The 12,752-nt window shown below is 63.7% G+C and carries 13 protein-coding genes and 1 pseudogene; 13 read left to right on the top strand and 1 reads right to left on the bottom strand.

The features are described 5' to 3' along the window. Positions 1–100: 100 nt before the first annotated feature. The 9 genes and pseudogenes from EV664_RS18555 to pyrF form a co-directional block, all read left to right on the top strand. A pseudogene (locus tag EV664_RS18555) lies at positions 101–694 on the top strand (TonB-dependent receptor domain-containing protein); the annotation flags it as partial. Between the two features lie 56 nt (positions 695–750). Beyond that, the gene (locus EV664_RS18550; protein WP_133497137.1) at positions 751–2,139 is read left to right on the top strand and encodes a glycoside hydrolase family 43 protein; all 1,389 of its coding nucleotides are present in this window, start codon (positions 751–753) and stop codon (positions 2,137–2,139) included. 197 nt (positions 2,140–2,336) lie between these two features. Next, positions 2,337–3,038 (top strand): EF-hand domain-containing protein, encoded by a 702-nt coding sequence (locus tag EV664_RS18545; RefSeq protein ID WP_162848903.1) that lies wholly within the window; start codon positions 2,337–2,339, stop codon positions 3,036–3,038. 88 nt (positions 3,039–3,126) lie between these two features. Then, on the top strand, positions 3,127–3,846 hold the full coding sequence (locus EV664_RS18540; RefSeq protein WP_133497145.1) for a response regulator: 720 nt from the start codon (positions 3,127–3,129) through the stop codon (positions 3,844–3,846). Beyond that, positions 3,843–5,186 (top strand): HAMP domain-containing sensor histidine kinase, encoded by a 1,344-nt coding sequence (locus tag EV664_RS18535; RefSeq protein ID WP_229668385.1) that lies wholly within the window; start codon positions 3,843–3,845, stop codon positions 5,184–5,186. Before EV664_RS18540 ends, EV664_RS18535 begins: the two co-directional genes overlap by 4 nt. A 53-nt stretch (positions 5,187–5,239) precedes the next feature. Continuing rightward, complete coding sequence (locus EV664_RS18530; RefSeq protein ID WP_188656469.1) at positions 5,240–5,932, top strand: endonuclease/exonuclease/phosphatase family protein; 693 nt, start codon at positions 5,240–5,242, stop codon at positions 5,930–5,932. A 39-nt stretch (positions 5,933–5,971) separates the two neighbouring features. Then, the gene (locus EV664_RS18525; protein ID WP_133497135.1) at positions 5,972–8,263 is read left to right on the top strand and encodes a patatin-like protein; all 2,292 of its coding nucleotides are present in this window, start codon (positions 5,972–5,974) and stop codon (positions 8,261–8,263) included. Positions 8,264–8,334: 71 nt separating this feature from the next. Then, positions 8,335–8,706, top strand: coding sequence for a lipopolysaccharide assembly protein LapA domain-containing protein (locus EV664_RS18520; protein ID WP_133497134.1), 372 nt, complete (start codon positions 8,335–8,337; stop codon positions 8,704–8,706). Then, entirely contained in the window at positions 8,703–9,377 is a 675-nt protein-coding gene (gene pyrF, locus EV664_RS18515; protein ID WP_133497133.1) for an orotidine-5'-phosphate decarboxylase, read from the top strand. Before EV664_RS18520 ends, pyrF begins: the two co-directional genes overlap by 4 nt. A gap of 77 nt (positions 9,378–9,454) precedes the next feature. Here the strand turns inward: pyrF and EV664_RS18510 are convergent, their stop codons facing one another. After that, on the bottom strand, positions 9,455–9,601 hold the full coding sequence (locus EV664_RS18510) for a lmo0937 family membrane protein (protein ID WP_133497132.1): 147 nt from the start codon (positions 9,599–9,601) through the stop codon (positions 9,455–9,457). A gap of 167 nt (positions 9,602–9,768) precedes the next feature. Between EV664_RS18510 and EV664_RS18505 the strand changes: the two genes are divergently transcribed. Genes EV664_RS18505 through trpA form a run of 4 tightly spaced genes read left to right on the top strand, consistent with a single transcriptional unit; the run spans position 9,769 to position 12,748 of the window. Continuing rightward, positions 9,769–10,410 carry a phosphoribosylanthranilate isomerase gene (locus EV664_RS18505; RefSeq protein WP_133497131.1) on the top strand — a complete coding sequence of 214 codons (642 nt, stop codon included), beginning with the start codon at positions 9,769–9,771 and terminating at the stop codon, positions 10,408–10,410. 45 nt (positions 10,411–10,455) lie between these two features. Further along, positions 10,456–11,685, top strand: a complete 1,230-nt coding sequence (trpB, locus tag EV664_RS18500) for a tryptophan synthase subunit beta (protein WP_133497130.1) — start codon at positions 10,456–10,458, stop codon at positions 11,683–11,685. Further along, positions 11,682–11,909: a hypothetical protein gene (locus EV664_RS18495; RefSeq protein WP_133497129.1), complete on the top strand. Its 228-nt coding sequence runs from the start codon at positions 11,682–11,684 to the stop codon at positions 11,907–11,909. The genes trpB and EV664_RS18495 overlap by 4 nt, the downstream gene beginning before the upstream one ends. Before the next feature lie 14 nt (positions 11,910–11,923). Beyond that, positions 11,924–12,748: a tryptophan synthase subunit alpha gene (gene trpA / locus EV664_RS18490; protein WP_133497142.1), complete on the top strand. Its 825-nt coding sequence runs from the start codon at positions 11,924–11,926 to the stop codon at positions 12,746–12,748. The last annotated feature ends 4 nt before the right edge of the window (positions 12,749–12,752 follow it).

The raw sequence follows: 12,752 nt of genomic DNA, 5'->3' as shown, positions 1-12,752 counted from the left end.
CCCCCAATACGGTTGTTGCCATCACGCCCAGTGAAGGGCATCAAAACGGCCCAAGGCTCTACTCGTAAATGGTAGAAACTACGGGCTCAGACCAGGCTCAGTATCGCTCGCGGGATTCTATCGCAAGATTCATGGGTTTATCAACACCTTACCCGATCAGGTGAATGTCCCTCCTTATGGCGAGATTCTGGTCTATCGGCCGTTGAATTCCAGTTCCGGGGAGATCAAGGGAATCGAAGCGGCCGCGACCGCGTTTTTCGACTTCCTGCCCGGCGCGCTGCGTGGGCTCGGCGCTCAGGCCAATTTCACCTATATCGATGCCAAGCAGATCGTCCCCCCGGCAGCCAATTTCGCCGGTGGCACTCAGACGCTGCCCGCCGTTTCCAAATACAGCTTCAACCTTATCGGGCTGTACGAGCTGGGCCCGACGAGCGTCAGGCTGGCCTATAACTACCGCAGCGCCAATCTGGACGGGTTCGGTGCGCCGGGGGTGTTCACCACCGTCTATTCGGGTGCGGTCGGGCGGCTCGATCTGTCGGCCAGCTATAATATCAACAGCAACCTCACGGTGACGGTCGACGCCACCAATTTGCTGCAAAACCCCTATCACAGCTATGTAAAGGATCCGCGCTATCCGCGCGATATCCGATGGGAGGCAAGCCTGCTTTCGGCCGGCGTGCGCTTCCGCTTCTGACACATGCCGGGGCGGGCCGTTCGCCGCCCGCCCGATTGACCGGGAAAGGACCGAATATGATAGCGAGGCGGCGATCGACCCTCGGCATTCTGGGCGCGATACTGGCCGGCATGTCGCCCGCCGGAGCGCTGGCCGACAATCCGATCATCCAGACACGTTTTACCGCCGACCCGGCGCCGCTGGTCCATGACGGCGTAGTGTATCTCTATACCGGCCATGACGAGGATGATGCGAACGGGTTCCACATGCTCGACTGGCGGCTCTACAGTTCGACCGATATGGTCAACTGGACCGACCGGGGATCGCCCGCCTCGCTCCGGACCTTCCCCTGGGCAAAGCAGGACAATGGCGCCTGGGCGCCGCAGGTCATCGCCCGGGGCGGCAAATTCTATCTCTACGCCCCGGTTCGGGTTGCCGGCGATCCGGACACGGCGATCGGCGTGGCGGTGGCCAACCGCCCCGAGGGACCGTTTCGCGATCCGCTGGGCAAGCCGCTGATCGCTGCCCGCTTCGGCGCGATCGATCCGACCGTGGCAATCGACGATGATGGTCAGGCATATCTTTACTGGGGGAATCCTGACCTGTGGTATGTCCGCCTGAATCCCGACATGACCAGCTTTTCCGGGCCGGTCACGAAGGTCGCGAAGCCGATCGACTATCAGGAAGGCCCCTGGTTCTATAAACGCGGCAGCCATTATTACATGGCCTACGCCTCAACCTGCTGCCCCGAGGGGATCGGCTATGCGATGAGTGACCGCGCGACCGGCCCCTGGGTGCATAAGGGCCCTGTCATGGACCCCAATGCCGCCTCCACCGGCAACCATCCGGGCATCATCGATTATAAAGGCCACTCCTATCTGTTCGGCTTTCACTACGAGCTGAACTTCGCGATGACGCCGATCCATCATGAACGGCGCTCGGTTACCGTGCGGCAATTCACGTATAATGAAGACGGCACCATACCGCGTCTGCTCTGGTGGGATGACCGGGGCGTCGACCAGATCGAACCGCTCGATCCCTATCGCGAAGTCGAAGCCGAGACGATCGCATGGACGTCGCGCATCAGACGCGACCGTGACCGGCCCTATCGCTGGGCACCCGGCGTAACCACCGCGCAGGAAGCGGACGGACGCATATATGTCACGCGCGTCGCGGACCGTAGCTATATCATGGTCGGCGGAGTCGATTTCGGACGCGGCGCGGCAAACTTTGCCGCCAGTGTCGCCAGGGTGCAGGGGCGTCCCACGATTACGCTGCATCTCGACCGGGTCGACGGCCCGGTGATCGGCACGCTTGCCCTGAAGGACGACGCCGCGCCGGACTGGCATTCCCAGGCGACCACCGTGACAGGGGCGAACGGGATTCACGACCTGTTTCTGGTCTTTCACGGCAGCGGGGATGCGCTGTTCGATTTCGATCGCTGGGAATTCCGCCGGTCCGATTAACGAGCGACACGGCGGCGGGTTCGCATGCGCTCCGCCGCATGCTCAAGGGTGTCCGCCGCTGTCCCGGACTGCGGACCGCGCGACAATTTGCGACAAATGGACCGGTGCGTCGACAAAGATACGCGACACCCGGTCCGCATAACCGCCATCGTTCGCGGGGGCCATTGCTTCCGCACCCGTTGAAAGGATGGTTGGAAATGAAGAAGATTTTCCTTGCCGCCGCGCTTTGCACTACCGCTATGGCGGGCAGCGCGCCGGCTTTTGCGCAGCAAGCGCCGCCGCCACCGCCGCCCGGGCATCATGTCGGGCCTGATGCGAACGGCGACGGCATCGTCACGCGCGAAGAGGCACTTGCTGCTGCCGACCGCATGTTCGCGCGGCTCGACACCAACAAAGACGGACAGATTTCACCCGAAGAAATGAACGCGCGCCATCATCGCCGCGGCAAGCATCCGATGAACCCGCAGGCGCGCAAGGCGATGCTCGATCGGTTCGATACCGACAAGGACGGCACGCTTTCGCCCGAAGAGCGTCAGGCGGCGCGCGCGGCATGGACCGCAAAGCGGGCGGAGCGGAAAAACGCCCGTCCCGATCGCGCTGATGCACGTCAGGAGCGCAAAGCGAAACATTTTGCGCGAATGGACACCGACGGCAACGGCATGATCAGTCAGGCCGAGTTCCGCGCCGCTGCCCTGAAGCGATTCGAGCGCGCCGACGCCAATCATGACGGCCGGATCGACAAAGCGGAGCATGACGCGATGCGCGCCCGGCACAAGGGGCATCGCGCCCATCGCCGCGGCGATATGCCGCCTGCTCCGCCTGCGGGAGCCGTGCCGCCGCCGCCTCCGCCGGGCGCTCCCCTGCCACCGCCCCCGCCTCTCCCCGGCAGAGCGGACTGAGCCTTCTTCGTGTCGCCGGTCGGATGTCATCGTTGCGACTGGCGGCGCGAACCCTTTCCCCTGCCCCGGAATATGCTAGCCCATGGCGATGGCCGAAACTCCGCACCTGCTGCTGGTCGATGACGAGCGATCGATCCGCGAACCGCTCGCTCAGTATCTGACCAAACAAGGGTTTCGGGTCACCCAGTCGGGCGACGCCGAAAGCGCGCGGGCGCGGCTCAACGCCTATTCCATCGACCTCGTCATTCTCGACATCATGATGCCGGGCGAGGACGGGCTGTCGCTGTGCCGCCATATTCGCGCGACCAGCGAGGTGCCGGTGATCCTGCTGACCGCCAAAGCTGAGGAGACCGACCGGATCGTCGGGCTGGAAATCGGCGCCGATGATTATGTCACCAAACCCTTTTCCCCGCGCGAGCTGGCGGCGCGGATCAAGGTCGTGCTGCGCCGCGCCGATTCCGGCGGTGCGCGGCAGAACGGACCCGATGCGAGCGCATTTTCCTTTGCCGGATGGGTGCTGAAAACTGCCGAGCGCGCGCTGGTCGATCGCGAAGGCGTCACCGTCGCGCTGTCGAGCGGCGAATATAACCTGCTCCATGTCCTCGTCACGCGCCCGCGTCAGGTGCTGACCCGCGATCAGCTGCTCGACCTCACTCAGGGGCGCGAGGCAGCGGCCTTCGACCGGGCGATCGACAATCAGGTCAGCCGCCTTCGCAAAAAGATCGAGCCTGATCCCAAAAATCCGCAGATCATCAAGACCGTCTGGGGCGGCGGCTATACGCTGGCGGCGGAAGTCACGCGGCTGTGAGCCGTTCGCTGCTGCCCAAAAGCCTGCCGGGCCAGCTGATGCTGCTGGTCGCCATTTTGCTGTTCGTGGCGCAGGCGATCAATTTCGCGCTGCTGCTCAACGGGCGGCGTCAGCTGCGCACCGCGCAATTCACCATTCCCGCCGTCAACCGCGTGCTCGATTCGGTGGAGGCACTGCGCCTCGGCCAGCCGATCGATGACCGGCGCGGTATACGTCAGAGCAATATCGGGCCGCTGCCCGCCATACCGCCGCATCACCATGACGCGGAAGCATTGGAAAAAATGCTTCGCAAGGCACTGAACGATAACGGATACCAGCCCGGGATCATCGCAACGCGCATCGCCCCGTCCCGCGCCGGACCGCGCCCGCCGACGGCGCAGAAGCGCCCTCGCCTTCGTCGATCGATCAATGAGCTTCGCATCGCAGTCGAACTGCCCGAGCGCGGCTGGCTGAACATTCGCGCACCCTGGCCGGGCAATGACAATTTCATATTCTGGCAGCTGATCTTTCAGACCGCGATAATCTATATGGTGATGCTGATCCCGATGTTCTGGATCGGTCGCAGGATTGCCAGACCGCTCGGGCACCTTGCCGATGCAGCGCGGTATTTCGATCCCTCCCGTCCCGCCGCGCCCGTCGCCGAACGCGGCCCCGGCGATGTCCGCGCGGTGATCGCTGCATTCAACCAGCTGTCGGAACGCGTGACCGCGATGCTCGATGAAAAGGACCGGATGCTCGGCGCGATCGGCCATGACCTTCGCACCCCGCTCGCCGCCCTGCGCGTGCGGATTGAATCGGTCGAGGATGATGGCGATCGGGAGCGGATGGCGGCGATTATCGAAGAAATGAACCGCACGCTGGAAGACATATTGTCGCTCGCCCGGCTGGGCCGGCCCAGCGAAGCCGCAAGCGATGTCGATCTGGCCGCGCTGGTCGACGCGGTGGTCGAGGATTTTCGCGATCTCGGTGCCGATGTTTCCGCGGAGGAAGCCCCACGCACCCGCATCCGGCTGCGGCCCTCGCTGATGCGCCGTGCAATCCGCAACCTCATCGAAAATGCGGTCAAATATGGCGGCGGAGCGGAGGTGCGGCTGATCGATGACGGCGCGCGGGTTAATATTGAGATCGCCGATCGCGGTCCCGGCATTCCCTCGGATCGGATGGCCGATGTCTTCGATCCGTTCACCCGCCTCGAAAGCTCGCGCAATCGCGATACCGGAGGGATCGGCCTCGGCCTGGCGCTTGCCCGCGCCATTGTGCGCGAAGCAGGCGGTGATATCGTGCTCGCCAACCGCGATGGCGACGGCCTGATCGCAACGATCCGCCTGCCGCGCGGGTGAAGCGAAACCCGGCGCCGCTTCGCGGGTTGATGACAGGAATGATCGGGTCGGGAATGATTAAAGTCGCAAGCTATAATATGCACAAATCGGTCGGGCTCGACCGGCGGTGCGATCCCGAACGCACGCTCCACGTCCTGAAGGAAATCGACGCCGATGTGGTTGCGCTGCAGGAAGCGGATCGCCGCTTCGGCAAGCGGATGAGCGTCATTGCGCCGCATCTCCTCGACGAACATACCGATTGGAAGCCGGTGCCGGTCACCATGCGTCCGCTCAGCATGGGGTGGCACGGCAATGTGCTGCTGGTTCGCAAACGCGCGGAGATCATCGATTGCGAGCCGATCCATCTGCCCGCGCTGGAACCACGCGGCGCAGTGCTCGCCGATGTCCGGATCGGGCGGGCGGTGCTGCGGATCGTGGGAATGCATCTCGATCTTTCGGGGCTGTGGCGGCGGCGTCAGGCAAAGGCGATTCTGTCGCATCTGACCGGACGCGGCGGGGCGGTTCCCACGGTGATGATGGGCGACCTCAACGAATGGACGCGCAATTCGGGATGTCTGCGCGATTTCAGCCGCAACTTCGATTTCGCCGAATGCGGGCGCAGTTTTCATGCGCGCCGCCCGGTGGGCAAGCTCGACCGGATCATGGTCTCGCATGGCATCACGGTTGCAAAAGCGGGCGTGCATAGCAGCGCAGCGGCGCGCACTGCGTCGGACCATTTGCCCATCTGGGCCGACATCTCGCTATAATTCAAAGAAAACGGACAGGATGACAGGCGGCTTCGGGTGATGCGTGACAAGGAATTAAGGCTGGCGCTGATCTGCTATGGCGGGATCAGCCTTGCCGTTTACATGCACGGTATCACCAAGGAGCAATGGCATCTGATCTGCGCCAGCAAGTCGCGGCGCGACGGGGAAATGTCCGACCGGGGCAGCCGTCGGATATATCAGGCGCTGCTCGACGAAATCGCCGAAACCGCCGATCTGAACCTTCGCGTCATGATCGACATCGTCGCCGGGGCAAGCGCGGGCGGCATCAACGGAATCTTCCTATCTCAGGCGATTGCGACCGGCCAGTCGCTCGAACCGCTGACCGACATGTGGCTCGAAAAAGCGGATGTGCAGGCATTGCTGTCGCCTGACGCAGCGCCGGGATCGAAGTTTACGAAATTATGGGCGCTTCCCATCGCATGGATGGCCGAACGGCGCGAACAGGGGGTGGAGGACACGCTCGACGCCGCGACGCGCGACGAGGTCCGCACAAAGCTTGAGCATTTCGTTCGCGCGCGCTGGTTTGAACCGCCCTTTGGCGGCGCGCAGTTCCTCAACATGCTGTTCGATGCGCTGGAAGCGATGCGCAGCGGAGAAAAGACGGGCCGGCTGCTCCCCGACGGTCAGCCGCTCGACCTTTTCGTCACCATCACCGATTTCGGCGGGCATCCCGAGCGGTTGCGGCTCAATTCGCCCGAAGAGGTAATCGAGACCGAGCATCGGCTGGTCTGTTCCTTCACCGATAGCGGGAGCGGCGACAGCGCGGTCGGTCACCCGGCCGAGCTCGCCTTTGCCGCGCGTGCTACCTCCAGCTTTCCGGGCGCCTTCCCGCCGTTCATGGTGGCCGAACTCGACAAGGTGCTCGAACAGCGCGACATGGAATGGCAGAGCCGCGAGCCATTTCTGCGCCGCGTGCTTCCGCGCCAGTATCGGGCGAATGTAATCGACACGGTGGTGCTGATCGACGGCGCGGTGCTCGTGAACGCGCCCTTTGCCCCGGCGATGGCGGCGCTGCGCGAACGCCCTGCGCGGCGTCATGTCGACCGGCGATTCGTCTTTATCGATCCCGTTCCCGGCCTGCGCTTCGGGATCAGCCGCGAACCGAAGCGCAAGCCCGGCTTTTTCCAGACGATCATCGGCGCGCTGTCCGAACTGCCGCGCCAGCAGCCGGTCAGCGACAATCTGGAAGCGATTTCGGAGCGATCGGAAAAGATCGAACGCATGCTCGCCATTGTCGAAGCCATTCGCGACGAAGTGGAAAATCAGGTCGTATCGCTGTTCGGCTATACGCTGTTCCTCGATTATCCCACCACCAAGCGGATCGTTGCCTGGCGCAACCGCGCGCACAGCGTCGCGGTGGAAAAAGCGGGCTATACCCATGCCGCTTATGGTCAGCTGAAGGTCGACGGCATCATCGACAAGATCGCCGAACTGCTGCATTCGGTCGCTCAGCTGCCCGGCCCGGATGATGAGCGCCGCCTGCGCGCGGCAATTGCGAGAACCGTCGAACAGCGCGGCGCACGCGACTTCTCGGTCACGCAATCGGGCGGCATTTCCCCGGCGACGCTGAATTTCCTGCGCAGCCTTGATCTTTCCTTCCGCATCCGGCGGCTCCGCCTGCTTGCGCGCCGCATCACCGATCTCGATGCTGATTGCGTCGAAGCGGAATTGCAGCCGATCCGCGACGCCGTTTACGAATCGCTCGCTGCCTATCTCGAGCTGGAACGCACTGCCAGTTTCCTCGATCTGAAGGCGGAAATCTGTGCAATGGACAAGGACGCCGGGCCGATACTCGACCGGCTGGCGGCGCGAATGAACCTGACCGAGCTGGATGCGCAGACCGACGCCTGGCTGTCCGAGGGGTTCAGCAAATTGTCGAAAGAGCTGCGCCGCCCGATCCTGCTCGCCTATCTCGGTTTTGCGTTTTTCGATATTGCCACGCTGCCGCTGCTTCAGGGCGAGGGACTGGGCGAATTCGATCCGATCCGCCTCGACCGCATTTCGCCTGAAGACGCGGTCGCCATCCGGACGGGCGGCGCGGAAGCCAGCTTAAAAGGCATTCAGTTCAACACCTTCGGCGCATTCTTTAGCAGAGCGTATCGCGAGAATGATTATTTGTGGGGGCGGCTCCACGGCGCTGATCGCATGGTAGATATCGTCGTTTCCACCATGCCGCCGGGCCGCCGCCTCGCGTCCGGCCGGGTAGCCGCGATCAAGCGCGAGCTGTTCCATGCCATTCTGGATGAGGAAGCGCCGCGACTGCGCGCCAGCAGCGCGCTGTTCGATTCGCTGCGGGCGGAGATCGGCTGACCTTTCCCTTTTGGGTATGAACGCATAAGGTCGCCCGGCTTGGCGAAACAAACCGGGAGGAAGACGCCGCGATGCAGTTTCTGAAAACGCTGTTCTGGGCGTTGCTGATCGGGCTCGGCCTTGCCTTTGCCTATAATAATTGGGTGCCGGTCGATATCCATCTGTGGGGCGGCCTGATTGCCGAGGTGAATCTGCCGCTATTGCTGCTGGTGATGTTCCTGATCGGCTTCGTACCGATGCTGCTTGCCTATCATGCCGTACGCTGGCGCCTGCGTCAGCGGCTCGCCAATGCGGAGCGAGCGCTCAACGATCTGCGCACCGCGCAGGCAGCGCCCGCTCCCGTCGCTCCGGCGGTCGTTGAACCCGCCCACCCTGCTCCGCCCGCGCGTAGCGAACCGCGCGACGGGTCATTATTCGATACTAGCAGCAAGGACGATGCATGAGTTCGCCGATTTACGTTGCTTTAGACACCCCGCAGCTCGACCGGGCAAAAGCGATTGCCACAAAGGTCAAAGCGCATGTCGGCGGGATCAAGCTGGGGCTGGAATTCTTCATGGCGAACGGGCGTCATGGCGTGCATGAAATGGCTGCGATCGGCCTGCCGGTCTTTCTCGACCTCAAACTGCACGACATCCCCAATACGGTGGCCAAGGCGATACAGGCGCTGGGTCCGCTCGAACCGGCGGTGCTGACCGTCCATGCATCGGGCGGACGCGCGATGCTGGAGGATGCCAAGGCAGCTGCACCGGTGGGCACCAAAGTTGTCGCGGTGACGATGCTCACCAGCCTTGACGGCGATGACCTTGCCGCAATCGGCGTCGGCGGTGCGGCACATGATCAGGTGCTTCGCCTGACCGAGCTTGCCCGATCGTCTGGCGTCGACGGCATTGTCTGTTCGGGCGGCGAAGTGGCGGCGGCGCGCGCGGCATGGAAGGACGGCTTCTTCGTCGTTCCCGGCGTTCGCCCCGCAAATGGCAGCCATGGCGATCAGAAGCGGGTGGTCACCCCGCGCCATGCGATGGATTCGGGCGCTTCGATCCTGGTGGTCGGACGACCGATCACTCAGGCGGAAAACCCTGATCAGGCCGCGCGCGAGATCGAGGCGACGCTATAAGCTCAGACCATGCGCAAGAAAAAGGCCGCCCGCGCGCGAAGCGGGGCGGCCTTTTTCTTTTTGGGCTGGCTCGATGGTTATAGCCTGCGGCCCGAAATCAGCTGCCAGATCACGACAACTACTGCGATTACCAGCAAGATGTGGATCAACCCGCTGGCGACATGAAAGGCGAAAAAGCCCAGCAGCCACAGAACCAGCAAGATAATCGCGATCGTCCAAAGCATAATATGTCCTTTCCCTGCGAACCGCTGTTACGGTCTTGGTACAGGTCCGTAACAGGTCGCGGGACCATGCGTTCCGGCAGGGGCGTCTTTTTTTATAATATAATGGGTTAATGCAGAAACGCGGGCAGCGCTTTGCCTGTGCGCCTGACCGCGTCTATAGGGGCGCCATGCCCAATGTTTCGGCCAAGATTTGCGGCCTTTCCACCCCCGACACCATCGACTCAGCCATTGCGGGGGGCGCCAGCCATATCGGCTTCGTCTTCTTCCCGCCCAGCCCGCGCAATGTCGGGTTCGAACAGGCTGCGGCGCTTGCCAATCGCGTTCCTGCGGCGGTTCGCCGGGTCGGGGTGTTCGTCGATCCGGACGACGCGCTGATCGACAGCGCGATCGCCGCTGCCTCGCTCGACATATTGCAACTCCACAAAACCGCGCCCGATCGGATCGCGGCCATCCGCGCCCGGCTCGCGCGCGAAGTCTGGGGTGCGCTTGCGGTCAAGACCAGCGCCGATCTGGCGCAGGCGGGCACGCTGGCAGGCGCTGCCGATCGCATCCTGTATGACGCCAAGACGCCCGATACCGCCGCGCTGCCCGGCGGCATGGGGCTTCGTTTCGACTGGAATCTGCTGCGCGGATTTCGCCATCCCGCGCCCTGGGCACTGTCGGGCGGGCTGGATGCGGCCAATGTCGCGGAGGCTATTGCGCGCACCGGCGCAACGCTGGTCGATGTGTCCTCAGGCGTCGAAACTGCGCCGGGCGTCAAGGACCCTGCTCGCATCGCCGCCTTTCTTCGCGCGGCACGCGCACGTTGAAGGGGGATTGGCTCGCCCGCCAAGCCTGCTAAACGCCGCAATGCTATGACCATACCCAATTCCTATCGCGCGCTTCCCGATGAGCGGGGCCATTTCGGTGAATTCGGCGGCCGCTATGTCGCCGAAACGCTGATGCCGCTGATCCTGAGCCTCGAACAGGCCTATCGCTCGGCAAAGGCCGATCCGGCGTTTCAGGCGCAATTCGACGACCTGCTCGAACATTATGTCGGGCGGCCCAGCCCGCTTTATTATGCCGAGCGGCTGACCGAGGAACTGCGCAAGGATGCAGGGCTCGGCAAAGGCGCGCAGATCTGGTTCAAGCGCGACGAACTCAACCATACCGGCGCGCACAAGATCAACAATTGCATCGGCCAGATTCTGCTCGCCATCCGCATGGGCAAAACGCGGATCATCGCGGAGACCGGGGCTGGGCAGCATGGCGTCGCGACCGCCACCGTATGCGCGCGCTTCGGCCTGCCCTGCGTCATCTATATGGGCGCCAAGGACGTCGAGCGGCAGCAGCCCAACGTCTTCCGCATGAAGCTGCTGGGCGCGGAGGTTCGCGCGGTCGAATCGGGTGCACGCACGCTGAAGGACGCGATGAACGAGGCGCTGCGCGACTGGGTCGCGAATGTCGGAGACACCTTCTACATCATCGGCACAGCCGCCGGCCCGCACCCCTATCCCGAACTCGTCCGCGATTTTCAAAGCGTGATCGGGCGTGAGGCGCGAGAACAGATGCAGGCGCGTACGGGGCGGCTGCCCGACCTGCTTGTCGCGGCGATCGGCGGCGGGTCGAACGCGATCGGCCTGTTCCATCCGTTTCTGGATGACAAGGACGTCGCGATGCTCGGCGTCGAAGCGGCGGGCGAAGGGCTCGACGCCCGACATGCGGCCAGCCTTGCCGGCGGCGTTCCGGGGGTGCTGCACGGCAACAAGACCTATTTGCTGCAGGATGAAGACGGGCAGATCGCCGAGGCGCATTCGATCTCGGCAGGGCTCGATTATCCCGGCATCGGCCCGGAACATAGCTGGCTGAAAGATATCGGGCGCGTCGATTATACCGCAGTTACCGACCGGCAGGCGCTCGACGCCTTTCAGCTATTGTGCCGGACCGAGGGGATCATTCCCGCGTTGGAGCCTTCGCATGCCATCGCGGCGGTGGCGGAGAAAGCGCGCGACATGGACGAAAACGCCATCATCCTCGCCAATCTGTGCGGCCGGGGCGACAAGGATATTTTCACCGTGGCAGAGGCGCTGGGAGTAAAGATATGACCCGTCTGCAATATATCATCGTCTCTTTCATGCTATGGGCTCTGGGGATCGAGCTCGCCGGTATCCTGATCTGGAATATTGCCGCTGCCGGTATGTTCAGCCTTTCGCTGGTCGCGATACCGGCGACGATATTGGTCCTGATCTTCTTCTTCGCGATCGGCGCATCGGCGATCATCACGCGCCGCGCGGTTCGTCGCCGCAGCGCGCGGGGGGATTTCGCGTGAACAGTCCGGTTCCGATGACTCCGGTTGAGGGGGCAGCGGCACAGCTCGACCGTCTGGCCGCTGCCTTTGCCAATGCACGTGCCGAAGGCCGCGCTGCGTTGGTGACGTTCGTGACTGCGGGCGACGGCGATACCGCCGCCAATCTCGACGCGCTGGTCGCGGGCGGTGCCGATATTGTCGAACTCGGCATGCCGTTCACTGATCCGATGGCCGACGGCCCGGCGATTCAGGCCGCCAATCTGCGTAGCCTGGCGCGCGGTACGACGACGGCGGATATCCTCGCCATCGCCACCGGCTTTCGCCAGCGGCATCCGAACGTGCCGCTGATCCTGATGGGTTATGCCAATCCGATGCTGCGCCGGGGGGCCGAATGGTTTGCCGGCGCCGCGCGCGATGCGGGCGCGGACGGGGTGATCTGCGTCGATATTCCGCCCGAGGAGGATGGCGCACTCGGCCCCGCCCTGCGCGAAACCGGGCTGCACCTTGTGCGCCTCGCCACCCCGACCACCGATACCGCGCGCCTGCCGCGCGTGGTGGATGGCGCGAGCGGTTTTCTCTATTATGTCTCGGTCGCCGGGATCACCGGTCTTCAACAGGCGGCGCAGGATTCGATCGAGGCAGCCGTCGCCCGGCTGAAAAGCGCAACCGACCTGCCGATCGCGGTCGGCTTCGGCGTGCGCACCCCCGATCAGGCGGCAGCGATCGGCCGTGTCGCGGACGGCGTGGTCGTCGGATCGGCGATTGTCGAAATCATCGCGAAGCATAGCGTCGACGCACCGGCGGCCGTCACTGAGTATGTCGCGGGGCTCGCCAGGGCTCTGCGGGCAGAGGAAGGATAATCCC

The organism is Stakelama pacifica (genome assembly GCF_004361835.1).
Lineage (GTDB): Bacteria > Pseudomonadota > Alphaproteobacteria > Sphingomonadales > Sphingomonadaceae > Sphingomonas > Sphingomonas pacifica.
Note: the sequence above shows the minus strand (reverse complement) of the source record. Positions and strands in the feature narration are given on the sequence as shown.